The organism is Acinetobacter sp. YH01005 (genome assembly GCF_013420465.1).
Taxonomy (GTDB): Bacteria; Pseudomonadota; Gammaproteobacteria; order Pseudomonadales; family Moraxellaceae; genus Acinetobacter; species Acinetobacter amyesii.
Window position 1 is genome coordinate 35,385 of record NZ_VOYA01000004.1, and the last position, 25,747, is coordinate 61,131.

Sequence of the window (25,747 nt, forward strand, 5' to 3'; positions counted from 1 at the left end):
CTGTAGGTATAATCAAAGGCTCTGCGGCTACGCTTAGATAGGTGTTTTCACACTTTTTCGTTTTCATATTGGGCGATGTGCTTTAAAACTTACATACCGGCTTTGAGTTTTTGCACGATTTCATCAAGTGGTTTGACACGTTTTACTTCATCCCAAAGGAGTTTGGCTTCTGGATAGTGCTTCGACATCATGCCGAGCCATTGTTTATAACGACCGACCATATTCATTTCTTTTTTATACGAGCCATTTAAGAAACGAATTTGTAATCCAAGTAGTTCATGCCATGTAATCAGCGGTTCATCGGTATTACGACGGATACACTGTGTAATGTCAGGAGTGGTCACCGCAGCACGACCAATCATTAGGTCTTCACAACCGGATTCGAGTTGGCACTGTTTGGCATCGGCATTATTCCAAATTTCACCGTTGGCAATCACATTGATTTTCAATGCTTCACGAATGGGTTGCAACTGATCCCAAAAGGCAGGCGGGGTATAACCATCGGCTTTGGTTCGCGCATGGACTGTAACCCATGCAGCTCCGGCATCTTCGATGGCATGCGCATTTTCCATAGTGAAGTTACGATCCATATAACCCAAACGCATTTTTGCTGATAAAGGAATATGACTCGGAACAGCATCACGCACAGCTTTGACTAACTCATACACCACTTCTGGCTCATCCAGCAAAACTGAACCACCACGGTGGCGGTTGACGGTTTTTGCAGGGCAACCAAAGTTCATATCAATTGCAGGGGCACCAAGTTCTACCGCGCGTACAGCATTTGCCGCGAGCATAGTGGGATTGTTACCTAAGAACTGCACATGAACCGGTGTTCCTGCTGCAGTTTTGCCCTCATTGTTTAGTTCAGGACAATAGCTATGATAAATATGGTCGGGCAGGACAGAGTCCGTGACACGGATAAACTCGGTTACACACCAGTCAAAACTCCCCACATGCGTCAACACATCTCGCATAATTGGGTCGGTTAAGCCTTCCATCGGCGCAAGAACAAGTTTCACGGTCACACAGCCAAAAATTGAAAAACGGAGTTATACGTGGTTTTGAAAGGGATGTCTAGGTTTTGTGCTTCTGGTGACGCGGAATACGAAATCACAAAATTTTATGTAATTATTTGGTGAAATTAGGACCAAAGTCGTAAAGTCTTGACTGACATAAAACTTAAACAATAAAATGAGTAAATACAGATGGATAGTAATAATAAGAAGATGGCTTTTACTGTTGTTTTTTAATGGAATCAACAACATATACTGTGCTTGAATCTTTTAAGATTTCATGTATGATGGCTGCAACTAGAAAAAAAGTATTGTTTCGTAAATTTTCTTTAAGTATCGCAGTGTTAGTCATAATCCTTCGTTTTTTACAGAAATGAAGTTCAATTCTTTATTATTTTCCAAGTTATAGTCAGTCATCATCCAATGGCTAAATCAACAAATTAATAGGTATTATTATGTCTAATACAGTTACTGGTACAGTTAAATGGTTCAACGAAACTAAAGGTTTCGGTTTTATTGCACAAGACAACGGTCCTGACGTTTTTGCTCACTTCAGCGAAATCACTGGTTCTGGCTTCAAAACTTTGCAAGAAGGCCAAAAGGTTTCTTTCAGCATCGCTCAAGGTCAAAAAGGCCCGAATGCTGTAAACATCGTTGCTCTATAATTTAGACGTAATGAAAAAAAAGCGCTGTATAGCGCTTTTTTTATGCCTGTTATTTCTGTGTGAATAATCAAGCTATAAAAAAAAAGAGAGCCTTAGCTCCCTTCGTAATAAAACTTACTTCTTTATAAAACTTAAAATCGTTTCATCGTCGACTTAGCGGCCCAAAACCATTTCTAAAATAAACTTAGATCCAATAAAGCCGACTGCCAAGAGACAAAAACCAATAATGGTAAAGCGAATAGCTTTTTGACCACGCCAGCCGAATCGATAATGCCCAATGAGCAAGGCACCATAGACGAACCATGAAATAATGCTAAAGGCTGTTTTATGCGCCAAATGCTGTGCAAAGAAGTTATCGATGGTGAAGAAACCAAACCCAAGCGCCACGGTCAGTAGTGCAAATCCAGCAATCAATAAATCAAATAGCAAAGATTCCATGGCTTGGAAGGATGGAAGCAGACTCACCCATACACGCTTTTTCTGCTTGTTTTTTAGTTCACGGTCTTGTAAACGCAAAATAACCGCTTGAATAGTTGCCATCAGCAGGACGGCATACGCGGAAAGCGACAAAATAATATGGATGTCTAAACCCAGCGAATGTTGTTCTATAAATTGATTTTGTCGACTAAATGCAAAGCCTAAAATCAACCCTGTCGCTGCGACAGGAATGCCTAACAGGTTCATTGCCAGCACAGGTCGATAGGTACTAAATAACACACTGAGTAATAGCATGAGACCTGAAGTAAATGACATCAGGTTGAACACGTCATAGTTCACACCCATAGGCGTCAACATGTCGTTATATAAAACACCTGCATGCAATAACATGCCTAAACCAAGTACAACACCAATAAACCAATGGTTCGGCGCACGTTTAGACATTAAATGGCTGAATAAATACCAAAAAGACGTGGTATAAGCGATTAATGCTAGGATCGTGTAAACCAAGGGGAGACTGATCATGTCAAACCTTTTTCAGGATGTTGAATATTCATTTATATAAATTCTGCAAGAACTAAAGTATCCTATAGCATTCTATGCATAAATTTTCTATTTTAAGAAACAATTTTTTGCTCATGGCTATTTTAAGCGGATTTTGCAATGTTTGATACCTTAACAGAACGACTCACGCAGAGTTTAAGAAATGTTACTGGCTCAGGGCAGCTAACCGAAGACAATATTAAAGATACGTTACGCGAAGTACGTATGGCACTTCTTGAAGCCGATGTTGCGTTACCTGTAACTCGTGAATTCATCGCGAAAGTTAAGGAAGAAGCATTGGGCCAAGAAGTGATGACTCAGTTATCACCGGGGCAGGCTTTCGTCAAAATCGTTCATGACGAATTGACCAAAATGATGGGTGAGGCGAATGAAAGCCTAGACCTAGCGGCAAAACCACCAGTTGTTGTGCTTCTTGCAGGTTTACAAGGTGCGGGTAAAACAACCACTGCGGCAAAACTTGCACGTTTCTTACAAGAACGTCAAAAGAAAAAAGTAGCAATGGTGTCTGCCGACGTTTATCGTCCAGCAGCGATTAAACAGCTACAAACAGTTGCGGGTGAAGTTGGCGCGATTTTCTTTGAATCTAGCGCAGACGAAAAACCGATTACCATCGCAAATCGTGCGATTGAGCAAGCAAAAATTCAATTTGCTGATGTCTTGATTGTCGATACAGCAGGTCGTTTACATGTAGACGACGAAATGATGGATGAAATTAAAGAGCTTCATGCAGCGATTAAGCCGACTGAAACATTGTTCGTGGTTGATGCCATGACCGGTCAGGATGCGGCGAATACGGCAAAAGCCTTTAATGATGCCTTGCCTTTGACGGGTGTGATCCTGACAAAAACGGATGGTGATGCACGTGGTGGTGCAGCACTTTCTGTTCGTGCTATTACTGGCAAGCCGATTAAATTCTTGGGTATGGGTGAAAAACTCGATGCCCTAGAGCCATTCCATCCTGAACGTATCGCACAGCGTATTTTGGGTATGGGTGACGTACTTTCTTTGGTCGAAGAAGTTGAACGTAAAATCGACAAAGAAAAAGCCGAAAAAATGGCGAAAAAACTGCAAAAAGGCGGTAGCTTCAACTTTGAAGATATGCTGATGCAGTTTGAACAAATGAACAAAATGGGCGGCATGATGGGCTTCCTGGATAAACTTCCAGGCATGAGCAACTCAGGGATTCAAGATGCAATTGCACAAGCAAATCCTGAAAAGCAAGTGAAGAAAATGGAAGCGATTATTCAATCGATGACCATTAAAGAACGTCGTAACCCAGACTTGATGAATCCAAGCCGTAAAAAACGTATTGCAGCAGGCTGTGGTATGGATGTTGCGGAAGTGAATAAACTCATTAAGCAACATGCGCAAATGGCGAAAATGATGAAGAAGTTTGCCAACCCAACAGGTATGGCAAAAATGATGAAATCATTGGGCAATATGCAAAAACAATTTGGCGGCGGTGGCATGGGTCCATTGTTCGGCAGTAAAGATCCGAAGTAATTTGGACTGAAAAGAAGGCGCTTTCTGCGCCTTTTTTTATGGCTGCAATTTGACGAGACTGTGCGTTCAAGTAAAGTGGTAGGGTACATTTGATAGCAAGTACTGGATGAAGGAATCTTGCTATACCAGCAGATAGATACCGAACTGAGCTAAATCATTACAAAAAGATGCCAAATTGACATTGAGAGCGTGTAGGTGACAGGTTTAAAACAGAGGTGAAAATTTGCCGAACTGCAAATTGAAAGCTTCACTAAAAATAATCACCTAAAATAAGAATCAAATCATGAATACACCGCATACGCCAGAAAGCCAAAAGATCTATATTGTTCATGGTCATGATGCATCGCCGAATGATCATTGGTTTCCTTGGTTGGGACGAAAGCTGCAGGAAGCAGGACATTATTCTCGACGCATCGTGATGGCAAATGCGGCACAACCTGATTTTGACCATTGGCAGAAATTTCTAGCGTTGCAAATGCCTGATTTGGATGAAAATACCATTGTGATTGCCCATGGTTTGGGGTGTTTAACCACGCTGCATTATCTCAATCAATATTTTGAAAAGCATGGCACACGGATTAAAGCGGGCGTTTTTGTATCGGGTTTTAAAAGTAGTTTACCGACACAACCTGAATTAACCGCATTTATTCAACGTGCAAAAATGGATAGTGGTGTTTTACAGACCTATATGCCGATTTGTATCAGCTTGATTTCATCCAATGATCCTATCGTGCCGCCGCCGGTTGCGATCCAATTGGGCAATTTTATAAATGCACAAATTTATGAGGTGAAAGAAGCGGGGCATTTCACAGCACAGGATGGCTTTTCTGAGATTCCACAACTGTGGCACGTGTTAAAGCCGATTTTAACGGCTTAGCTAGGTTCTGTGCGCGTGTTTAATAGATCGCGTGTTTTGTAGATAAGATATTTAGTGAAAACCAAAATTGATCATGCAATAGGTGCAATTGAAGATAAAAAAGGCGCAATCTGCGCCTTTTTGTTTTGCGATCTGTTGATAGATCAGTCGAGTTCTAAAGCAACACGTTCACGAATGTCGTCAATGTCGTCATTGGCTTCACGACCATCTTCCTGCCAAGCTTTATAGCCACCAACATATTCACCGTCGGTATCGACCACATATTCAGCCGCAATTTTTCCTGAGGCATACCATAAGCGATAGGCGTCATTACCATTTTCATCGACTTTATACGCTGCGCCACGTTGTCCTGTTGGATAAAATTCTTCGCCTTGGATGCTCACGCCATCTTGATTCACAAAGGTTGATTCTACTTTGCCGTTTTTGCGATAAAGTGTTACTGGGCCTTCGATGTCACTGCCACTAAAACTAAATAGTTTCATCGGATCTTTGACCCAAGCAGGTGAGGATTGAGGGGTTTTGGTTTCTTGGTAAAAATCTTGAACTAAAAAATCTCCTGTGGCATTACGACCTAAAAGTACACGGTAATAGCCGTCTTTGACTGGGGTCATGTAATAACTTGAATCAATATACGATACGCAGCCGCAGTAATCGGGATTATCTTCATCTCCAAAATAGCCCAAAACTGCTTCAGAGGTGCTGAGCTGAGATTTGATTTCGGCAGGGATTTTAGAGTTGGCTAGATTTTGTGTGGTGGTACAACCGCCGAAGAATAATGTAGAGGCGAGCAGGCTTAAACCCAGTAAATTCTTAAATTTCATATCTATACTCTTCGTCTTATATTCTATCTTGAAAGACATTTTTAAATTATAAAGTTGCTGATGTATCTGTCGATCATCGCAGGCTATTGTAATTCCTTGGACGAAAAAAGGTCATGAATCGCGATACAATTTGTAACCACGCTTATATGAAATGACCATCAATAAAAAAGCGTGATCACCATTGGTCATCACGCTTTCACAGTTTGCTATCAAAAGATGGCTAAATTACACGCCATTTACATAACTTTGTAGGCCTCGAAGCAGCAAATCTGCTTCGACAGCTGGCTGATATTGTTCTAAATAGCGTGCAAATAGCGCAGCATCGCCACCGGTTAAAATCAACTGACTTGGATATTTGTCGAGAACCTTTTCAATGGTGCTGACCAAGCTGAGCAAGATGCCATGATGAACAGCGTCTATGGTGTTTTTACCAGGAGACAGCTCATCAAAGGTGGCATCTGGAATTTTAATGCCTTTGGTGTTTTGGATGAGCGAATCACGTTGCAAATACAAATTTGGCAAAATATAGCCGCCTAAATGTTGTAAGCCATCCGTTAAGTCAATGGTGAGTGCCGTGCCACAGCTAATGACACAGTATTTTTGTGTAGGGTCTTTGACCACAGCCAGCATTTGCAGCCAACGGTCGATCCCGAATTTACTGGTGTCTTCATATGCACAGCGTAAGCCCGCATATTCGGCATGTACTTTGGCAATAGTGACAGGAACGGCTAAAAATTTAAGAATTTTTTGAATCCGATCATTATTTTTTTTGTCGAGTACCGAGGAAATCCCGACCTGACCTAAGTCCAAACTTTTAAAGTGCTGGATTAAACCGAGTAGGAGTTCGGCAGGCGACTGTAAATGCAGTTCCGCAGTATGCTCTATAATTTGATCATGTTCGGTAATCCAGTATTTCAGCCGGGTATTACCGACATCGAGCCATAATTTTTTCATCAGTAGGCCTTTGCAATCCTGTTTATGATTGATCTGCTAAACGTAAGCGACCTTGGAAATGATTTTCTAAGCGCTGTGACGTTTGGATGTTGATCGAACCATCATTTTCAATACCGAGAAAGCGACCTTGGCTTTTGCCTTGTAGGTGTTCAAGCTCAACAGGCTGTTGCATAAATGCAGCATAATGGTTGAATCGTGCAGCGAGGTTATAGCAGTTATGATCGAACCATTCACCTGCAAGTTGAATCGCTGCATAGAGTTCAGCGATTAACTGTAACCGGTTTGGCGAGTGAAGTCCGAGTTCAGATAACGACGTTGCGCGTTGCTCAATTCCTGTGGATGGAATCGGAAATAAGTTCATCCCAACGCCAACAATTGCTTGATGTGGCGAAATCGGTTCAATCAAAATCCCGCCCCATTTTCCTTGTGGACTATATAGGTCGTTGGGCCATTTCACTTGTAATACGAGATTCTGCAAACTAGGCATTTGTAAGATATTTAAGGCTATTTCGAGTGCAAGCCGCCCATCTATAGCTGTCTGTAAATTCAGCAATGTGCTTAAATAGATATTACCAACGGGTGAGACCCATTGATGATCGCGTTGCCCACGCCCCTGAGTTTGCTCTTCACTGCATACCAAAACATCTTGAATGCCTTTTTTGGCAATCTCACGGACATCGTCATTGGTCGATGTGGTAATGGGCTTCAGTAATAAAACTTCAGGCGGCTGAGGTACTGTGCTCAGCAATTGCTGTAAGTGTCTGGTCTCTAAATCCATTTGAATCTGAGAGTTGTGGAATAATATTGATGGAGTTAATCATATATTTACTGATTGGTGCAATCGCTGGTTTTGCTGCGGGGCTATTTGGTGTTGGCGGTGGCCTGATTATTGTGCCGATTTTATTCATCGTCTTTACCCAACTTCAGTATGATCCCAGTGTGATTATGCACATGGCGGTGGGCACATCTTTAGCCACGATTATTGTCACCTCACTTAGCTCGGTTTCGGCGCATCATAAAAAAGGTGCTGTGCTGTGGAATGTCTTTCGGAATTTGTCACCGGGTTTGGTGATCGGTTCATTTCTCGGTGCAGGCATTGCAGATTATTTATCAGGGCAGGGTTTGCAACTGTTAATTGGCTTTTTTGCGGTCTGGGTGGCCTTTAAAATGTTTCGCGGTGCAGCGACACCAGTCGATCCGAATAAACATTTACCCTCACAAGCCATGCAAATGGCAGCAGGCGGCGGCATTGGGATTGCTTCTGCGATCTTCGGTATTGGTGGTGGTAGCTTAACCGTCCCGTATTTGAATAAAAACGGCGTCATTATGCAAAAAGCAGTCGCGACATCTGCTGCATGTGGTTTACCAATTGCGATTGCTGGGGCCCTCGGCTTTATGTGGTTTGGTCATCAAGCCGATATCGTGGTTCCCAATACCATTGGTTATATCCATATTTATGCATTTATCGGGATTAGTGTAATGAGCTTCATCACTGCGAAATTGGGTGCGAAAGTGGCTCATATGTTGTCGCCATTTATGCTAAAACGTTGTTTTGCATGTTTATTAACAACAGTTGGTTGCTATTTTATTTACCAAGGTGTGCAAGCCTTTGGTGCTTGATTGTCCGTTTTGACTGGCAAAATTGGCTTTGTTGACACAAGATTGTCAGACAATGTCATGTTCAATTAGGTTGCTTATCGTTTCTAATGCAAATAGATTGAGTGTAAATCTGAACATTGCATCTTATAAAAAAAAAGATAGGAACAGTATGCAACAACAAGAAGCGGACAGTTTGTCAGAACAAATTGCCAAACACATCGGTGAACAAATCATTCGCGGTGAGTTGGTCGAAGGCGAGCGTATTCAGGAACTCAGAATCGCGGCCGAATTGGATGTGAGCCGTGGCTCTGTACGTGAAGCTTTATTGATTTTAGAACGGACTCAGCTCATTGAAATCTACCCACGACGTGGCGCCTTAGTCTCTGAAATGTCGGCTTTACAAGTGCGCTCATTATTTGATATTGCAGCATTATTGTTGGGTCAAATTGTGCATCGTATGGCGGAAACGTGGCGCAGCCATGAAGCTGAGCGTATTCAGTTATTACTTGAACAATTAGACGTGGAAACTCGCCAAGGCAATACCGAAAAGTTTTATGATCTGATTTTTCAGGGCATGGCTCGTCAGCATGAAATGGTGGGAAATACTTACCTGATGCGTTATTACCAAGAATTGTTGCCATCACTCAGACGTAGTTATTTCCTGACACTGAATATTTCACGACGTGAATTACAAGAATCTTTTGATTTGTTTAAATTAGTGACTGATGCAGTTTTAATCAGAAAATCACATCAAGCCACTTTATTTATGGAAGATTTTTGTCGACACTTACGCAACCTTGTGTTGGAATCACTAACACGGATGAAACAAATCGAATTAGCGTGGGCGAGACGTTCACGCCGCTGATCAGGACATTATGCGTTTAAGCAGTTTAAAACTTTCCGGCTTCAAATCTTTTGCCGATAGCACAACTCTAAAATTTGAAGGCAACCGTAGTGCGGTTGTTGGACCGAACGGCTGTGGTAAATCCAATGTGATTGACGCCATTCGCTGGGTTATGGGTGAATCCAGTGCCCGTCAATTGCGTGGTGGCACCATGCAAGATGTTATTTTTACCGGAACGGCAAAGCGCAAACCTGTCGGGATGGCGAGTGTTGAGCTGCGTTTTGATAATACCTATGGCAAGCTAGGTGGCGCTTATAATGCCTATACTGAACTAGCAGTTCGTCGTCAGGTCAATCGTGATGGTAAATCCGAATATTTCCTCAACGGCACCAAATGCCGCCGTCGTGATATTACCGATATTTTCTTAGGTACCGGTTTAGGTCCACGTTCGTATGCGATTATTGAACAGGGCATGATCAACCGTTTGGTCGATGCCAAACCTGAAGAAATGCGCGTGTATATTGAAGAAGCCGCAGGGGTTTCTCGCTATCAAGCCCGTCGTCGTGAAACGTTGCAGCATCTAGAACACACCACTCAAAATTTAGAACGTCTCGAAGACATTGCATCAGAACTGAAGTCTCAGTTGAAAACCTTAAAGCGTCAGTCTGAAACGGCGGTGCAATATAAAGAATTAGAAACCCAAATTCGTACTATTAAGATCGAAGTGCTGTCTTTCCAATGTGAACAAAGCACGCGTTTACAGCAAGAATACACGCTTCAGATGAATGAGCTCGGGGAAACCTTCAAACTGGTGCGTTCTGAGCTGAATACTCTAGAGCATGACTTATCTTCCACCAGTGCTTTATTTCAACGGCTTATTCAACAGTCCACCCCATTACAAAGTGAATGGCAACAGGCGGAAAAGAAACTGTCTGAGTTGAAAATGACGCTGGAGCAAAAGCAGGGTTTATTTGCACAAAATTCGGCAAGTTTGGTGGAGCTTGAAAAGCAAAAAGCCCAAACCAAAGAACGTTTACAGTTATTGGAGTTACAACTGGAAACGCTGCAAGAACAGCAAGATGGATTTGTTGAGCAGTTACAGCGCCAAGAAAGCAGTAGTCAAGATCAGACTCAACAATTAGCCGATTTAAAAGCTCAGCATCAACAAGCGGTTCAACAATTTGAACAATGCCGTGGGCAAGTCGAAAAGCAGCAACAGCAAAAGCTACAGATGTTGGCGCAGAGTGAACAATTGACCAAAAATATTGGTCGTATTGAGCAACAACGTGAGACCCTGCAACAGCAAAGAGGTCAAATTCAGCATCAGGCGCAGCAAGATGAGTTGGAGCAGTATCAGCAAGATAAGCAACAGCTCGAACAACAAATTACGCAACAAGAGCAGGTGATTGCCGAAACGCAGACACAGCTTGCAGCTGCACAAGAACAGCAGGCACAGCACAAAAATACGGTGCTGCAGTTAAAGTCAGAAATACAGGTGCTGTTGTCCGAGCAGAAAAACCTAAATCAATTGATGATTAAAGCCAGTCCAAAGCAGCAAAGCCAGCGTCAACATTTAATGCAGCAGTTGCAGTTGAGCACGCAAGGTAAACAGCATGCGCAACTGGTCGAGAAATTTTTGTCTAAATGGCTGAGTGCTCAAGTCTTGGGACACAGTGATAATTTTCAAGACAGTATTGCACGTCAGGTCAAAGGCAGTTATCACACAGCAGCACAAATCGTTGGATTAGACGCTTTGGCGACGTGGATTGAAGCACCACAACTTTCGATCTGGCAGCAGGTCGCGATTGCTGAAACATTGACGATGGCATTGAGTCATCAGGCTAAACTGGCTGTTGGTCAGTCGATACTCACGCTCGATGGTTATCATGTCGGTGTGGATTGGGTGATTGGTCTAGACTATGACGAGGACAGCCAAGCAGGGCAAGGTGCATTGAGCCACCGTATTCGCTTGGATGAATTGATTGAATTACTTGCAGAGCAGCAGCCAAAGCTAACGCAACTAGAAGGCCAATTGCCTGAGTTGCAAAATGCCGTACAAGCTTTACAGCAAAATCTGCAACAGCAACATAGCCAATTAAAAAATTGGCAAAAAGACATTCAAAATGCTGATGTTGCGATTGCGAAGGTACAAAGTTCCCATCAGGCTTTTGCATTACAAAAGCAGCAGTTACAAGATCAATTGCAGCAACTTGAAGCACAGCTTGAAGAAGATGCCATGCAAAAAGATGATTTGGAAATAGATCTGCATGCGCTGACGATGAAGCTTGAGCAAGCCTTGCCCAATTATAAAACCTTGCAATTCCAAGTTGAGGAATTGAGTCTAGCGCTGGAAAGTGCTCAGCAAGTGGCACTACACAGTCAGCAAGAATTGGAAATCGTGCGTCGTCAGTCTGTACAGACGAAACAACAGATTGAATTATTAGAAAAAGACACGGTCTTTTTGAAAGCGCAAACTCAGCAAATTATTGGACAGATGGAACAAGCAAAGAAATTTGTCGATCCGGTACAGTTAGAATTGCCTGCGCTTGAGTCACAGTATTCAGAGCAAGCCCAAGTCACTGAACGTTTACAAAAAACCTGGAATGACTGGCAGCTTGAACTGAATAATGTTCAGAGTAAACAACAGACATTGACTGAACAACGCCATTCACATCAACAGCAAGATGAAAAATTGCGTACGCAATTGGAAGAAAAGCGTCTAGCTTGGCAATCCGCGCAGTCTGATTTGCAGCATTATTCAGAACAATTGAAAGAAATGAACAGCGAAATGCTGACAGGTTTAAGCATTGATGTGGTATCCCATCAGCAAAAACTAGAAAAAGCACAGCAGCAGTTTGATAAATTGGGTGCAGTCAACTTGGCTGCGGCAGAAGAATATATTGAAGTTTCTAAACGCTTTGATGATTTAAGCCACCAAATTGATGACTTGCAAAAGACCGTTGAACAACTGCAAGCCGCGATGAAAAGCATTGATCAGGAAACGCGAAAGCTGTTTATGACCACCTTTGATAAGGTCAATGCAGAGCTTCAAGAGTTGTTTCCGAAAGTATTTAATGGTGGTGAAGCAAGTTTAAGCCTTGAAGATGGTTGGCAATCGGGTGTAAAACTGATGGCACGACCACCGGGTAAACGAAACAGCTCTTTGGCATTATTGTCAGGTGGTGAAAAGGCACTGACCGCATTGGCTTTGGTTTTTGCGATTTTCCGCCTAAATCCTGCACCATTTTGCGTTTTAGACGAAGTCGATGCACCTTTAGACGATGCAAATGTAGGAAGATTTTGTAATCTTGTAAAAGAGCTTTCAGAACAAGTGCAATTTATCTACATTACACACAATAAACTGGCTATGACAATGGCAACTGACTTACTTGGTGTGACCATGCCAGAACCAGGAACTTCAAAATTAGTGACTGTGAATATAGAGCAAGCCAAAGAATACGGTTTAGCTGCGGAGGCATAACATGGAAATCACCACTATAGCTGGGATTGTAATCGCTGTAATTATCATGGTTGTGGGCATTCGAATGATGTTTCGTAAACCTGCAGATGCAGCGCCATCACTTGACACCGAATTACATATTGATCCTGATAGTCAGCAACCTGTTATTCCGCGCCATGTACGCAATCAGTTAAATACACCTGAAACCACGCAACGTGTAGAGCCGACTTTGGCTGAGGAAAAAGTCACAGCGGTTGAAACGACTGAAACTGTTCAAGCAAATGTAACGCCAGAAGCAACGGCAACGGAACAAGCGGAGCAGAGCGTTGAGGCTACGGCAAAGACTGAGACGACAACGACGGATCCCGTTTCAGTTGAAAACGCTCAAACTGCAACAGAATCTACAACGGTTACATCTGTAGCAGATGTAGCCAATGAAATCGCGATTCCTGTGGCGGATGTTCAGGCTGAGGTTGTCCCTGCAGAAAAAGCCCCGGAATTTAGTGTAAATAGCGCAATTGAAAAAGCTGAAATCAGCGATTTTGATGAAGAAAGCAGTATTTTGGATGCTCATTTACATGAACAAAAAATTGTTGATGAAGAAAGTGCTTTAGCAACTGCGGAAACTTATATCGCCTTAAATGTTTTCCCAGATAGCCGTGCATTGTCAGGTGAAAAAGCATTAAAAGTTTTACTCAAATACGGCCTGCGTTTTGGCGAAATGGCCTGTTTCCATCGCTATGATGAAGAAGGTACAAAGTTATTATTCTCTGTATTGCAAATGAATAATGATGGCGCTGCGCAAGGTTTTGATCTTGAAACTTTATCGACTGAAGAAGTAAAAGGTTTGGCTTTCTTCTTAGCGCTGCCACACAGCGATGTACAAAATGCCTTTGATACCATGGATAGCATTTCACGTCTAATTGCCCGTGAAATTGACGGTACTGTGTATGATCAAAATAACCAAGAATTTACACCGCAGATGCGTGAACATTGGCGTCATCAAGCCATTGATTATCGTCAAGGTCAAGCTATCGAAGTCTAAGCGTCTTTGATTGAAACTCACCGAGTGGGTTTCTATAATAGCAACAGATAATGAAATTTGAGGGCGGAGCATGAACCGCCCTTTTTTATGGTGAATGTATGACACAACAATCCACTGTCGTTGCACAGATGCGACAACTGATTCAACTCTTGGCGAAGCATAACCATGCCTACTATGTCATGGACACGCCAGAAATTGAGGACAGTGAATATGATCAACTTTTTCACCAATTAAAAGCTTTAGAAGAGCAATACCCTGATTTAGTACAACCTGATACACCAACTACAAAAGTGGGTGGAAAGGCCTTATCTAAGTTTGAATCTGTAACCCATGCAGTGCCTATGTTGTCATTGGGTAATGTATTTAATGCAGAAGATTTATTTGCCTTTGCCCGTCGTGCGGAAGAACGCTTACCGAATCAAAAAATTGAATATGATGTCGAATTAAAATTTGATGGACTGGCGATTTCTCTTTGGTATGAAAATGGCATTTTAGTCCGTGGTGTGACACGGGGTGATGGTGAAACAGGGGAAGACATTACCCAAAATGTAAAAACCATTCGTAATTTACCTAAAGTACTGACCTCTACACAGACTGAAATTCCAAGTCTGCTTGAAGTCCGTGGTGAAGTTCTGATGCCAAAATCAGGCTTTGAAAAGCTTAATGCTGAAAACGAAGCCAAAGGTGAAAAAACCTTTGCCAATCCACGAAATGCAGCAGCAGGAAGCTTACGTCAACTCGATCCTGCAATTGCGGCTTCGCGTCCCTTGGCTTTTTATGCTTATGGCATTGCACAGTGCGAACCACATCATGGTCAAACCACCATGTCTGCAAGTCTTGAGTGGCTGACACAGTTTGGTTTTGCTGTCGGTGAACGTCACTTTATATGTGACAGCATTCAGGACGTACAAGCTGCGTATGAGCAAATGATCATTGATCGACCAAGCCTGAGTGTTGAAATTGATGGCATGGTGATTAAAGTGAATAGTTTGAAACAGCAGCAAACACTGGGCTTTTTAAGTCGTGAACCGCGCTGGGCAACGGCATATAAATTCCCTGCAATTGCAGCGCTCACGACGGTTGAAAATATTGATTGGCAAGTGGGGCGTACAGGGACTTTGACCCCAGTCGCGCGTTTAAACCCTGTGGCAGTCGGTGGGGTAACAGTTTCCAATGTCACCCTACATAATATTGGTGAAATTCATCGTTTAGATGTACGTGTGGGTGACACGGTCAGTGTATACCGTAGTGGTGATGTGATTCCAAAAGTGGAAAAAGTATGGCCTGAATTCCGCCCTGTAGATACGGTAGAAGTTCAGTTACCTGCATGTTGCCCAGTCTGTGCATCTCCTGTCGTGATGCCAGAAGGTGAAGCCTTGGCACGTTGTTCAGGTGGTTTGTACTGTGCTGCACAGCGTATTGAGGCGATTCGTCACTTTGTATCGCGTAAAGCTATGGACATTGAGGGCTTAGGTGACCGTTGGGCGGAATCACTTTTACATTTGGATTTGCTCAAAGATGTTGCTGATATTTATAGCTTGCCAGAGCATCGTGAAAAATTACTGACCATTGAAAAAATGGGTGAGAAGTCGGTTCAAAACCTCATCGATTCTATTGAAAATAGTAAGAAAACGACACTAGGTGCATTTATTTATGCACTCGGCATTCGAGGCGTGGGTGAAACCACGGCACGCATGCTCGCCAATACCTTCCAAACCTTTGATGCGATTCGTCATGCAGATCTCGAATCCTTGAAAAAAACGCCAGACGTTGGTGATATTACCGCTGAATGGATTGTCGACTTTTTCCAAGCGCCGCATAACCTCGAAGTGGTTGATCGTTTGTTGGCAGCTGGGATTCATTGGGATGCACCTGTTGCACCAAGTCGTCAGCCGCTGAATGGCGAGAGTTGGGTGATTACTGGAACATTGAGTACCATGGGGCGTGATGAAGCGACGCAAATGCTTCAAGCCTTAGGCGCACGTGTCAGTGGTAGTGTTTCGGGTAAAACCAAATGTGTAGTTGCAGGTGAAAAGGCAGGTTCTAAATTAGAAAAGGCTGAAAAGTTGGGTGTACCTGTGATGAGTGAAGAGGAGTTTATTTCCTTTGTACAACAGCAAAATGCTTCTTAAGTATTGAAAATCAAACCTGAAAAGGTGGTTAATTTTGAACACATGCCTGATGCATTGCATTGGGCGTTTTTATTTTGCTGCTTAACATGATTGAGTGAGCGTATCAGTTGTTGGTGATAGATCAGACAGTATTCCTCAACATTACTCACGAAATATTTTGCTAAAGCGTGAATGTATTGAGATACAATTTTAGCTATAAAAAAAGCAGCCCTTAGGCTGCTTATTTTTATTCAGTGATCACATTATTCTTGATCAACTTTCATCGGTTTTACATCCATTTCTTGATAGGAAACCAACTTAGTTTTGTGTTTCCACTTATAACCGAACCAAATGGCAAGGAATAAGAAAATACCAATATAGGTAGAAACAACGGCTAACCACTCACCATCTAAAACGGCTTGATAGTTCTGACCAAGGACCACGATGGCACACAAAATAAAGGCAAACCAAGGTGCAAATGGGAAGAATTTTGCACGGTAAGCAAGATCTTCTAATTTATTGCCTTGAGCCAAGTAGCCTTTACGGAAGCGATAATGTGAAACTGCAATACCAAGCCACACAATAAAGCCACACATACCTGACATGTTCAGTAACCAGTTAAATACCGCTTGTTCACCGATAAAAGTGGTTAAGAAGCACAGTGCCGCAATCGCCGTTGTTGCATAAAGCGCATTCATCGGTACGCCACGTGCATCTAAGCGACCAAAGACTTTCGGCGCACTGCCTTTACGTGCCATATCAAAGAGCATACGAGTAGAGGAGTACATACCAGAGTTACCCGCTGATAAAATCGCAGTCAAGATCACCGCATTCATCACCGATGCAGCAAAAGCAAAACCTGCTTTTTCATACAGTAAGGTAAATGGTGAAAGTGCAATATTTTCAGTAGATGCTGCTTGTAATAAACGTGGGTCATCATAGGCAATGAGAGTGCCGATAATGAAGATACACACGATATAAAACAACAAGATACGCCAGAAAATTTGCTTGATGGCAATAGGAATGGTCTTTTCAGGATCTTTCGATTCACCTGCAGCCACACCAACCATTTCAGTCCCTTGGAAAGAGAAACCGGCAATCATGGCCACACCAATCAAGGCAGATAAACCGCCGACAAATGGGGCTTCACCCTTGGTCCAGTTGGCAAATGTTTCTACGCCCGGTGTCAGCATGATTTTGCCAATCATAAACAGGCCGATAATGATAAAGGCAACAATTGCGAGCACTTTAACAAGCGAGAAGAAGAATTCGGATTCACCGAAGCCTTTTACGGTCAGTGCATTAATGGCAAAGACGATTGCGAGGAAAATCGCACTCCAGTAGAAGCCCGGAATATCTGGAAACCAGAATTTCATAATGAATTGGACAGCAACCAATTCAAATGCCACGGTAATTGCCCAGTTATACCAATAGTTCCAACCCAAAGCGAAGCCGAAACCACCCTCGACATACTTTGTGCCGTAGGTAAAGAATGCACCCGAAGTTGGATTATGTGTTGCAAGCTCACCTAGACTGGTCATCAAGAAGTAAATCATTATACCAATTAAGCAGTATGCAAGCAGGGCGCCACCCGGGCCTGCATTGGCAATGGTTGCACCTGAGGCAAGGAATAAACCTGTACCAATTGATCCACCAATTGCAATCATGTTGAGATGGCGAGCACCCAACTTACGCTGAAGCTGAGCTGGTTTTTGAGTTTCGCTCATCATTGTTCCTTAAGATTTTTTTGCGTGCTCGCAAACAAGACTTTAAATCCTTGTTGGTCGGCTTTGATTGTACATTGACCATAATGTTGCTCAATTAAAGTCGGATAATTGAGGAATCGATTGGCTACAATCCAAAGTTCGCCCCCAGACTTTAAATGTCTGCGCGAAATTTTGCATAGATTTTCACTGGCATTGTAGTCGGTTTGAATCCCTTGATGGAAGGGTGGATTGCTGACTATGGCATGTAAAAATAATGGAGCATCCTCGATTCCTGTGACCGCTTTAATCTCAAGTTGTTCAGGTTCAAGCAAATTTTGTTCAAATGTCATTTGTGTAGACGCTAGTGCAAAGGCATCTACATCCATGGCAAAGATACGATTTTTAGGATTCAGTTTGGCTAAATAAGCACTGATAACACCCGCACCACAGCCAAAATCTGCAATTTTGCCCGAAGTCATCTGTGATAAATAAGGCAATAAGGTAGCCGTACCCACATCTAAACGGTTCTGGCTAAAGACACCCGGCAGTGCGCAAATCGTAAGCTCACCATTTGGGGTTTCAACTGGATATTTTTGCACCCAATCTTGCAGTGGCTTCAGTGTGACAGTTTTTTCCAATAGGGTTTGCCACATTTGACAGTGACGCGCGCTATCAATTTTTAGTGTTTTACCAAAGGGCTGTAATTGTTTTGCAGCGCGTTCAACACCGCCTTTTTTCTCACCCACGAGGAAAATAGATGCACCTTGAGCAAGATGACTTGCGACATTGTGTAATAAATAATTTAGCAGTTCTTTTGATTTCGGAACAAAAATAACCGCTTGATCAAACTGACCTTCAGGAAAATCGACACCAAAATGGACGTTTGACTGTTGATTTTGAAAGTACTGAAAATCATTAAAATTCCAGCACCAAATCGATGGCTTAATATTGTCATTCAATTGACTGAGTAAGTCATCTGTCGGTGCATTTACGAAAAGCACGCGATCTTGTAATAAATCGATCTGTCGTATAACGACTTCACTTGTGAGATCCATAGATTTCTCCATCATAAAAAACACTGCCTAGGGCGGAACCTAGGCAGTGTTCTTTGACAAATGAACTTACTTCTTCACTTCAGGAAGAACAATATTCAAAATAAGGGCAGCGATACCACCAGTGGCAACGCCTGAACTGAAGATATTACGGAACAATTCAGGAAGATGTTCAAGGATTTGTGGTACTTGTGCAACACCTAGACCCAATGCCAATGAAATCGCAATGATTAATAGTGCGCGGCGGTCTAAATGAATGCCTGACAAAATATTAATACCAGAGGCAGCCACAGCACCGAACATCACCATCACAGCACCACCAAGTACGGCTTGTGGAACCGCCTGAATGACACCTGCAACAGCAGGAAGTAAGCCTAAAATAACCAATAAGGCAGCAATCCAAATCCCCACATAGCGGCTTGCTACACCTGTTAACTGAATGACACCGTTGTTTTGCGCGAAAACAGAACTTGGGAACGTGTTAAAGATACCGGCAAGGAATGAATTTGCACCATTCACCAATACACCACCTTTAATACGCTTCATCCATTCAGGACCATCTACAGCTTGATTTGAAAGCTTAGACGTTGCGGTAATATCGCCAATCGCTTCCAAAGAAGTCACAAGGTAGATAAATGCCATTGGAATAAACAAGCTCCAAGAGAAGCTCAGGCCAAAGTGCATCGGTGTTGGAATTTGAACCAGTGGCGCATCTTTTAAACCATCAAAGTTTAAATGACCCATAAAGCCTGCAAGGATGTAACCCACGACTAAGGCAATTAGGATGGCAGAACTTTTTACCCATGTAATACGCACACGGTTCAATAAAATGATCAGTGCCAAAACGGTACATGACATGATGAGGTTGTCTGCATTGGCAAATGTTTTATCGCCCATGGCTTGATAACCACCACCCATGCTGATCAGGCCTTCTTTAATTAAAGTCAGACCAATCAATAGCACTACAATACCTGTTACCAATGGGGTAATCAGTTTTTTCACCCACGGTAAGATCCGTGACACACCCATTTCAATGAATGAACCCGCGATCACTACACCAAAGATAGATGCCATGACTGCTTCTACAGGTGTGCCTGCCGCAACCATCGCAGAACCAATACCGATAATAGGACCAATAAAGTTAAAGCTGGTTCCTTGTACAATCAGGAGACCTGCACCAAATGGGCCGACTTTTTTACATTGTAAAAAAGTTGCGATACCAGAGATCACCAATGACATCGACAGAATCATATTGGTGTCTTCTTTTGACACACCAAGTGCCAAACAGATCAGCAGACCCGGCGTCACAATTGGGACAATAATGGCCAATAAATGTTGAAACGCAGCGAGAAAAGCAATAAAAGGTTTTGGTCGATCATTCAATCCATAGACTAAATCGAGTTGATCTTTTGCTTCGGGAGATTGGTTTAAATCAGACATGCGGCACTGAAAATTAAGGCTAGGTGGCGCTATTCTAATCTGTTTACACAGCTTTACAAAACCAAAAGCGTACCAGTCGTCAAAAAAAATGCGATTGTCAATAAACTGTCACTACTAAAATCTATATTTTTTCTGTATAATTTGCCCTCAAACTTTAGGCGTATCGAATTCACATGTCAGATATTAAAACTCTCCGTAACATTGCCATCATCGCGCACGTCGACCATGGTAAAACTACTCTTGTAGACAAACTTTTACAGCAATCAGGTGCTCTTGGCGATCGCGCAGGCGAGATCGAACGTGTAATGGATTCGGGCGCTATTGAAAGTGAACGTGGTATTACCATTCTTGCAAAAAACACTGCAATCAAATGGTTAGACAAGCGTACTAACACTGAATACCGTATCAATATTGTGGATACCCCGGGACACGCCGACTTCGGTGGTGAAGTAGAACGTGTAATGTCAATGGTTGACTGCGTACTTCTTCTTGTTGACTCTCAAGAAGGCCCAATGCCACAAACTCGTTTTGTAACGCAAAAAGCGTTCGCACGTGGTTTGAAACCAATCGTAATTATTAACAAAGTCGACAAGCCAAACGCTCGTCCAGACTGGGTAATTGACCAAGTATTCGATTTGTTCGACAACCTTGGTGGTTCTGACGAACAGTTAGACTTCCCAGTTGTATATGCTTCAGGTCTTCGTGGTGTGGCTGGTCCATCTCCAGAAGAACTTGCTGAAGACATGACTCCATTGTTCGAAACAATTGTAGACATCGTTGAACCACCAGCGGTTGACGTTGACGGTCCATTCCAAATGCAAGTGTCTTCACTTGACTATAACAGCTTCGTAGGTGTTATCGGTGTTGGTCGTATTCAACGTGGTTCAGTGAAATTAAACACTCCTGTAACTGTAATCGACAAAGACGGTAAAACACGTAACGGTCGTATCTTAAAAATCATGGGTTACCATGGTTTAGAGCGTATCGATGTTGAATCAGCTTCTGCTGGTGACATCGTTTGTGTAACGGGTATCGATGAACTTCATATCTCTGACACAATCTGTGATCCAAAAGCAGTTGAAGCTTTACCTGCACTTTCTGTAGACGAACCTACAGTATCGATGACTTTCCAAGTAAACAACTCACCGTTTGCTGGTAAAGAAGGTAAATTCGTAACTTCACGTAATATCCGTGAACGTCTAGATCGCGAATTGATTCACAACGTAGCATTACGTGTTGAAGATACTGACAGTCCTGACCGTTTCAAAGTATCTGGTCGTGGTGAGCTTCACCTTTCAGTTCTTATTGAAAACATGCGTCGTGAAGGCTTTGAAATGGGCGTATCACGTCCACAAGTAATCATCAAAGAAATTGATGGTGAAAAACAAGAGCCATACGAAAACGTAACGTTTGACGTTGAAGAGCAGCACCAAGGCGCTGTAATGGAACAAATGGGTCACCGTAAAGGTGAAATGACCAATATGGAAGTTGACGGTAAAGGCCGTATCCGTATTGAAGCAACTGTTCCTTCACGTGGTTTGATAGGTTTCCGTTCTGAATTCTTAACTATGACTTCAGGTACAGGTATCATGACTTCAAGCTTCTCGCACTACGGTCCAATGAAACAAGGTACTGTTGCGAAACGTCAAAACGGTGTGTTGATTTCTATGGTTCAAGGTACTTGCTTGGGCTATGCATTGTTCAGCTTACAAGACCGTGGTCGTCTATTCGCTAAACCTCAGTTAGAAGTTTACGAAGGTATGATCGTAGGTATTAACTCACGTTCAGACGACATGACTGTTAACCCAACTAAAGCGAAACAGTTAACTAACGTACGTGCTTCAGGTACTGATGATGCGTTGACTCTTGTTCCGCACATTGAATTTACGCTTGAACAAGCGCTTGAATTCATTGAAGATGACGAATTAGTTGAAGTAACTCCTAAGTCAATTCGTATCCGTAAACGCTGGTTGACTGAAAACGAACGTAAACGTAACCGTAACGGTTAATTTTACAGTTTCAAAAAAACCGCTGACTTAGGTTAGCGGTTTTTTTATGCATGGGTGTTTTGAATAAAAATGCAAAAATTGAATGACTTTATTCATTTGATCCGACATACAAAATTTTGATAAATCCTTTTTAATAGAGTGAATTACTATAGTGAAAAATGTTTTGTGTGAATTTTTATACATGGCATTTAGAATCTAATAAAAACCAAGTAAATTAGGTGGAAATAGTTATACAGATATAATGTATACTTCGTCACAAAATTAAAGCTGAAAAAAATTTCTGGAGATCACATGAGTATTATTCAAGAATTTAAAGAATTTGCCGTGAAAGGCAACGTGATGGACTTGGCTGTCGGTGTCATCATTGGTGGTGCTTTCGGTAAAATCATCGATTCCATGGTAAAAGACATTATCATGCCTTTTATTTCTTGGATCCTTGGTGGTGACGTTGATTATTCAAATTGGTTCTTAGTATTGGGCGATAACCCAAACAATTTAACCACGCTAAAAGCAGCACAGGATGCAGGCCTTAATGTTTTGGCTTACGGTAACTTCCTAACCATCTTAATCAACTTCTTGCTTTTGGCATGGGTCGTATTCTGGTTAGTGAAATTGATGAACAAATTGCGCCGTCAAAAAGTTGAAGAGCCAGCTCCAGAGGCGACTCCAGAAGATATCGAATTACTTCGTGAAATTCGTGATGAATTAAAACGTAAAGGTTAATCCTTTAGCATTTAAAACGGCACTTTGAAGTGCCGTTTTTTATTGAATCCCTTCCGACCTCCATTTTAAAAAGGGAGGAGAATTCCTTCTTTTCAAAGGGGGGATTTAGGAGATTAAAAATCCATCCGGAATTTAATTTCCAGTAAATGCCAGCCAAACTGGCTTTTGATTGGGCCATGTAGTTCACGTTCGGGCAAAGTAAAAACCGCCTTATCAATTGGACCAACCAGTTGGCCTTTTTTAATGTCGCCAAGCTCACCGCCTTTTTTACCCGAAGGGCATGTCGAATGCTGCTTTGCAATTTTGGCAAAGTCCGCACCGCCTTTGATTTTCTTTTTCAGTTGCTCACATAGTTCTTTATCTTTGATTAATATGTGGCGAACAATCGCAGACTTCATGCGTTATTTCCTTTCACGGTTTTCTTAGTCAGCATTTTAACCTTTTTTAAAGGCTGACACTCTGGGCAAAACACCGATGCACGTTGCCCTAGTTTGATATTTTGCAAGATGGTTTCACAGTTGATGCACATTTCACCGGCACGTCCGTAGGCGAGCAGAGTTTGTTGGAAATAACCATTTTCGCCCATCGCATTGGTGTAATCACGTAACGTCGAACCGCCTAAATCAATTGCCTGTTTTAAAATACGTTTGATTTCGATGACCATTTTTTCAACTTGTTCAAAACTCAAACTTGATGCAGGCTGCGCAGGGTGTATGCCTAAGTTAAATAAGCTTTCCGTTGCATAGATATTGCCGACACCGACTACGATATGATTGTCCATGATCGATACTTTGATACCGGTCTGCTTATTTTTAAATTTTTGGAATAAGTATTCAGCATTAAACGCATCACTCAGCGGTTCAGGGCCAAGCGTGTCAATCAGTTTGCTTTGAGATGATGCATCTAACCATAAAATACAGCCAAAACGGCGCGGATCATGATAGCGTAATTGCATATCTTCAAAATGAATCACCAGATGATCATGCTTTCGTAATGCTTCATGACCTTCACAAATCCGAAAACTGCCAGACATGCCCAAATGCCACAACATGCTGTCCTGTTCAAATTCAGCCAAAATATATTTTGATCGACGGCTGAGCTGAAGCAGCTTTTGTCCGACGAGTTTTTGAATGTCGTCAGGAATAGGCCAACGCAGGCTCGACTGAAAAACCTCAACTTTGAGAACCTTTTCATTCAATAATGGCAATAAACTGGTTTTAGTGGTTTCTACTTCTGGTAATTCAGGCATAAAGGTCGAAGCAATGGATCAGTCAAGTTATGCATACTATTGGGTCTAGCCCTACAGAATGCAAGTTTCATCGCGGCCTAAGGGAGTGTATGAATAGGTTATTGATTATTAATTGTGAGAATAATAAACCAACAAGTCACAATAATGAGTTTGAATAACCGATCAGAAGTTAAACAATTGAAATAATAGATATATAAGATATTGAAAAATAATCACTAAAAATATTGCATAACAATAGATTTATTTAAAATCACTTATTGATAAATTAAAGTTTGGTGAATGATAAAAATAATGCTGAGATAGAACGTGAAAAATTATGTAATTTTTGTGACATTAGATTTCAAGCCTTGTGGCTTGTCTAGAGACTCTCTCCAGATTTAGGTTTTACCATGAAAAAATACAGTCTAGCTCTTCTACCTGCATTTATTGCAGCAGCCATGACACATGTTCACGCCGCAGAAGCATTCGACACTAAAGGTCAGTACATGCTCGGGGATTGGGATGGTAAACGTACCGAACTTGCACAACAAGGTGTGAAGTTTGAGGCCAATATTGCTGCTGATGCTGCCTATCTTGCCGATGGCGGTCGTAATCCGGGACATTCAGCAACGGTAGCCAGCCAATTGTGGTTAGGAACACAGCTTGATATGGAAAAACTTGCAGGTTGGGATGGCGTGACTGTGCGTGCTGTAATGACTGCTCGTCAAGGTCAAAGTACCTCAGTTCGTGATTTGCAAGGGGATGTTCCTCAATTGGCAAATGCACAAGCCAATTTTGGTCGTGGTAATCAGAAAACTCGCTTATCTGAACTGTCTATTGAAAAGCAATTTAAACAGCAAGGCTTAAGCATTAAAGCAGGTCGTTTAGGTCTAGGTATGGACTTCAACGTGATGGGATGCGACTTTGCCAGTACAGCATTTTGTGCTGCCCAAATGGGTAAATGGCAAGGTAACATCTGGATGAATACGCCAGTATCTCAATGGGGTGCACGTGTTAAACAAGAACTTAACCCAGAACTTGCTGTTCAAGTGGGTGTATATGAATACAACCCTGAAAATGCGTTAGAGCGTCACGGTTGGAACCTAGATACAGACAATGCTGATGGCGTAACTATTCCGGCAGAAGTGATCTGGACACCGAAGAACTTTGTGAATGGTTTACCGGGTAGCTACCGTGTTGGTGGTATGTATAACACGGCTGATGATGCAGAGAATCAGTATGATGTCGCTAAAGGTACAGTAAATGGCGTAGGTGTTGATGGTAAAAATCGTACCTTTGCCGGCTGGTTAGCCGTAGAACAACAGTTGACTTCAACTGGTAATGGCCGCCAAGGTCTGCATTCATTTGCTAACTTTACCTGGCATGATCGTGATACCAACAAAGTAGATAACTCACAACAAATCGGTCTGAAATATATTGGTCTGGTGGATAGCCAGCCAAATGATATTTTGGGTTTAGCAGTTAACCGTGTGCATGTAAATGACCGCTTCGCAGATTCACGTCCAGTATATGATGCGAGTGCGGAATACAACATCGAGTTGAACTATAGCTACAACCCGACCAAATGGTTGATGCTACGTCCGAACCTTCAATATGTTATTAATCCAGGTTCAACGAATCGAGTTGATGATGCTTTCCTAATTGGTTTAAGCTCTAAGGTAATCTTCTAAT

The 25,747-nt window shown here is 42.3% G+C and carries 21 protein-coding genes; 11 read left to right on the top strand and 10 right to left on the bottom strand.

The window, feature by feature from the left end:
• Positions 1-89 precede the first annotated feature (89 nt).
• Positions 90-1,022, bottom strand: a complete 933-nt coding sequence (locus FTT72_RS03005; protein WP_180177845.1) for a tRNA-dihydrouridine synthase — start codon at positions 1,020-1,022, stop codon at positions 90-92.
• Between the two features lie 449 nt (positions 1,023-1,471).
• Between FTT72_RS03005 and FTT72_RS03010 the strand changes: the two genes are divergently transcribed.
• A complete protein-coding gene (locus FTT72_RS03010) occupies positions 1,472-1,681 on the top strand; it encodes a cold-shock protein (protein WP_067761877.1) in 210 nt (69 codons plus the stop codon).
• A 153-nt stretch (positions 1,682-1,834) separates the two neighbouring features.
• Here the strand turns inward: FTT72_RS03010 and FTT72_RS03015 are convergent, their stop codons facing one another.
• Complete coding sequence (locus FTT72_RS03015; RefSeq protein WP_078191164.1) at positions 1,835-2,644, bottom strand: inner membrane protein YpjD; 810 nt, start codon at positions 2,642-2,644, stop codon at positions 1,835-1,837.
• A gap of 138 nt (positions 2,645-2,782) precedes the next feature.
• Between FTT72_RS03015 and ffh the strand changes: the two genes are divergently transcribed.
• Both ffh and FTT72_RS03025 read left to right on the top strand, forming a co-directional pair.
• Positions 2,783-4,186, top strand: coding sequence for a signal recognition particle protein (ffh, locus tag FTT72_RS03020; protein ID WP_078191163.1), 1,404 nt, complete (start codon positions 2,783-2,785; stop codon positions 4,184-4,186).
• A 283-nt stretch (positions 4,187-4,469) separates the two neighbouring features.
• On the top strand, positions 4,470-5,063 hold the full coding sequence (locus FTT72_RS03025; RefSeq protein WP_180048990.1) for an alpha/beta hydrolase: 594 nt from the start codon (positions 4,470-4,472) through the stop codon (positions 5,061-5,063).
• A gap of 143 nt (positions 5,064-5,206) precedes the next feature.
• Here the strand turns inward: FTT72_RS03025 and FTT72_RS03030 are convergent, their stop codons facing one another.
• The 3 genes from FTT72_RS03030 to FTT72_RS03040 all read right to left on the bottom strand — a co-directional run bounded on the left by FTT72_RS03030 (position 5,207) and on the right by FTT72_RS03040 (position 7,616).
• On the bottom strand, positions 5,207-5,884 hold the full coding sequence (locus FTT72_RS03030; protein WP_180113830.1) for a hypothetical protein: 678 nt from the start codon (positions 5,882-5,884) through the stop codon (positions 5,207-5,209).
• A 225-nt stretch (positions 5,885-6,109) separates the two neighbouring features.
• Positions 6,110-6,838 carry a type III pantothenate kinase gene (locus FTT72_RS03035; RefSeq protein ID WP_180177846.1) on the bottom strand — a complete coding sequence of 243 codons (729 nt, stop codon included), beginning with the start codon at positions 6,836-6,838 and terminating at the stop codon, positions 6,110-6,112.
• Between the two features lie 22 nt (positions 6,839-6,860).
• Entirely contained in the window at positions 6,861-7,616 is a 756-nt protein-coding gene (locus FTT72_RS03040; RefSeq protein WP_180177847.1) for a biotin--[acetyl-CoA-carboxylase] ligase, read from the bottom strand.
• A gap of 29 nt (positions 7,617-7,645) precedes the next feature.
• On the opposite strand from FTT72_RS03040, the gene FTT72_RS03045 reads away from it, so the two are divergent.
• The 5 genes from FTT72_RS03045 (at position 7,646) to ligA (ending at position 15,918) form a co-directional block, all read left to right on the top strand.
• On the top strand, positions 7,646-8,458 hold the full coding sequence (locus tag FTT72_RS03045) for a sulfite exporter TauE/SafE family protein (protein WP_180165024.1): 813 nt from the start codon (positions 7,646-7,648) through the stop codon (positions 8,456-8,458).
• Positions 8,459-8,606: 148 nt separating this feature from the next.
• A complete protein-coding gene (locus FTT72_RS03050; protein ID WP_078191157.1) occupies positions 8,607-9,302 on the top strand; it encodes a GntR family transcriptional regulator in 696 nt (231 codons plus the stop codon).
• Between the two features lie 10 nt (positions 9,303-9,312).
• Positions 9,313-12,762 carry a chromosome segregation protein SMC gene (gene smc / locus FTT72_RS03055; RefSeq protein WP_180177848.1) on the top strand — a complete coding sequence of 1,150 codons (3,450 nt, stop codon included), beginning with the start codon at positions 9,313-9,315 and terminating at the stop codon, positions 12,760-12,762.
• A 1-nt stretch (position 12,763) separates the two neighbouring features.
• On the top strand, positions 12,764-13,786 hold the full coding sequence (locus FTT72_RS03060; protein WP_180177849.1) for a cell division protein ZipA C-terminal FtsZ-binding domain-containing protein: 1,023 nt from the start codon (positions 12,764-12,766) through the stop codon (positions 13,784-13,786).
• Positions 13,787-13,884: 98 nt separating this feature from the next.
• A complete protein-coding gene (gene ligA / locus FTT72_RS03065) occupies positions 13,885-15,918 on the top strand; it encodes an NAD-dependent DNA ligase LigA (RefSeq protein ID WP_180177850.1) in 2,034 nt (677 codons plus the stop codon).
• A gap of 242 nt (positions 15,919-16,160) precedes the next feature.
• On the opposite strand, the gene FTT72_RS03070 is transcribed toward ligA, so the two are convergent.
• The 3 genes from FTT72_RS03070 to FTT72_RS03080 all read right to left on the bottom strand — a co-directional run bounded on the left by FTT72_RS03070 (position 16,161) and on the right by FTT72_RS03080 (position 20,095).
• Positions 16,161-17,624: an amino acid permease gene (locus FTT72_RS03070; RefSeq protein ID WP_180021403.1), complete on the bottom strand. Its 1,464-nt coding sequence runs from the start codon at positions 17,622-17,624 to the stop codon at positions 16,161-16,163.
• The gene (locus FTT72_RS03075; RefSeq protein WP_180021401.1) at positions 17,624-18,658 is read right to left on the bottom strand and encodes a methyltransferase; all 1,035 of its coding nucleotides are present in this window, start codon (positions 18,656-18,658) and stop codon (positions 17,624-17,626) included. The genes FTT72_RS03070 and FTT72_RS03075 overlap by 1 nt, the downstream gene beginning before the upstream one ends.
• Before the next feature lie 66 nt (positions 18,659-18,724).
• Entirely contained in the window at positions 18,725-20,095 is a 1,371-nt protein-coding gene (locus FTT72_RS03080) for a uracil-xanthine permease family protein (protein ID WP_078191151.1), read from the bottom strand.
• A gap of 173 nt (positions 20,096-20,268) precedes the next feature.
• On the opposite strand from FTT72_RS03080, the gene typA reads away from it, so the two are divergent.
• Both typA and mscL read left to right on the top strand, forming a co-directional pair.
• Entirely contained in the window at positions 20,269-22,104 is a 1,836-nt protein-coding gene (typA, locus tag FTT72_RS03085; RefSeq protein WP_111884800.1) for a translational GTPase TypA, read from the top strand.
• 291 nt (positions 22,105-22,395) lie between these two features.
• Positions 22,396-22,827 carry a large conductance mechanosensitive channel protein MscL gene (gene mscL / locus FTT72_RS03090; protein ID WP_180026898.1) on the top strand — a complete coding sequence of 144 codons (432 nt, stop codon included), beginning with the start codon at positions 22,396-22,398 and terminating at the stop codon, positions 22,825-22,827.
• 113 nt (positions 22,828-22,940) lie between these two features.
• On the opposite strand, the gene FTT72_RS03095 is transcribed toward mscL, so the two are convergent.
• Positions 22,941-23,225 carry a peptidylprolyl isomerase gene (locus FTT72_RS03095; RefSeq protein ID WP_180117066.1) on the bottom strand — a complete coding sequence of 95 codons (285 nt, stop codon included), beginning with the start codon at positions 23,223-23,225 and terminating at the stop codon, positions 22,941-22,943.
• Entirely contained in the window at positions 23,222-24,076 is an 855-nt protein-coding gene (mutM, locus tag FTT72_RS03100; protein ID WP_180124363.1) for a bifunctional DNA-formamidopyrimidine glycosylase/DNA-(apurinic or apyrimidinic site) lyase, read from the bottom strand. Before mutM ends, FTT72_RS03095 begins: the two co-directional genes overlap by 4 nt.
• A gap of 389 nt (positions 24,077-24,465) precedes the next feature.
• Here mutM and FTT72_RS03105 point away from each other — a divergent pair, with 389 nt between their 5' ends.
• Complete coding sequence (locus tag FTT72_RS03105) at positions 24,466-25,746, top strand: carbohydrate porin (RefSeq protein ID WP_180177851.1); 1,281 nt, start codon at positions 24,466-24,468, stop codon at positions 25,744-25,746.
• Position 25,747 lies beyond the last annotated feature (1 nt).

Coding starts and splice junctions, on each gene's coding strand:
- mscL (WP_180026898.1), top strand. CDS start 22,396: ATGAGTATTATTCAAGAATTTAAAGAATTTGCCGTGAAAGGCAACGTG.
- typA (WP_111884800.1), top strand. CDS start 20,269: ATGTCAGATATTAAAACTCTCCGTAACATTGCCATCATCGCGCACGTC.
- FTT72_RS03080 (WP_078191151.1), bottom strand. CDS start 20,095: ATGTCTGATTTAAACCAATCTCCCGAAGCAAAAGATCAACTCGATTTA.
- FTT72_RS03050 (WP_078191157.1), top strand. CDS start 8,607: ATGCAACAACAAGAAGCGGACAGTTTGTCAGAACAAATTGCCAAACAC.
- FTT72_RS03035 (WP_180177846.1), bottom strand. CDS start 6,838: ATGAAAAAATTATGGCTCGATGTCGGTAATACCCGGCTGAAATACTGG.
- FTT72_RS03010 (WP_067761877.1), top strand. CDS start 1,472: ATGTCTAATACAGTTACTGGTACAGTTAAATGGTTCAACGAAACTAAA.
- ligA (WP_180177850.1), top strand. CDS start 13,885: ATGACACAACAATCCACTGTCGTTGCACAGATGCGACAACTGATTCAA.
- mutM (WP_180124363.1), bottom strand. CDS start 24,076: ATGCCTGAATTACCAGAAGTAGAAACCACTAAAACCAGTTTATTGCCA.
- FTT72_RS03075 (WP_180021401.1), bottom strand. CDS start 18,658: ATGGATCTCACAAGTGAAGTCGTTATACGACAGATCGATTTATTACAA.
- FTT72_RS03015 (WP_078191164.1), bottom strand. CDS start 2,644: ATGATCAGTCTCCCCTTGGTTTACACGATCCTAGCATTAATCGCTTAT.
- FTT72_RS03025 (WP_180048990.1), top strand. CDS start 4,470: ATGAATACACCGCATACGCCAGAAAGCCAAAAGATCTATATTGTTCAT.
- FTT72_RS03030 (WP_180113830.1), bottom strand. CDS start 5,884: ATGAAATTTAAGAATTTACTGGGTTTAAGCCTGCTCGCCTCTACATTA.
- FTT72_RS03060 (WP_180177849.1), top strand. CDS start 12,764: ATGGAAATCACCACTATAGCTGGGATTGTAATCGCTGTAATTATCATG.
- smc (WP_180177848.1), top strand. CDS start 9,313: ATGCGTTTAAGCAGTTTAAAACTTTCCGGCTTCAAATCTTTTGCCGAT.
- FTT72_RS03095 (WP_180117066.1), bottom strand. CDS start 23,225: ATGAAGTCTGCGATTGTTCGCCACATATTAATCAAAGATAAAGAACTA.
- FTT72_RS03105 (WP_180177851.1), top strand. CDS start 24,466: ATGAAAAAATACAGTCTAGCTCTTCTACCTGCATTTATTGCAGCAGCC.
- ffh (WP_078191163.1), top strand. CDS start 2,783: ATGTTTGATACCTTAACAGAACGACTCACGCAGAGTTTAAGAAATGTT.
- FTT72_RS03070 (WP_180021403.1), bottom strand. CDS start 17,624: ATGAGCGAAACTCAAAAACCAGCTCAGCTTCAGCGTAAGTTGGGTGCT.
- FTT72_RS03045 (WP_180165024.1), top strand. CDS start 7,646: ATGGAGTTAATCATATATTTACTGATTGGTGCAATCGCTGGTTTTGCT.
- FTT72_RS03040 (WP_180177847.1), bottom strand. CDS start 7,616: ATGGATTTAGAGACCAGACACTTACAGCAATTGCTGAGCACAGTACCT.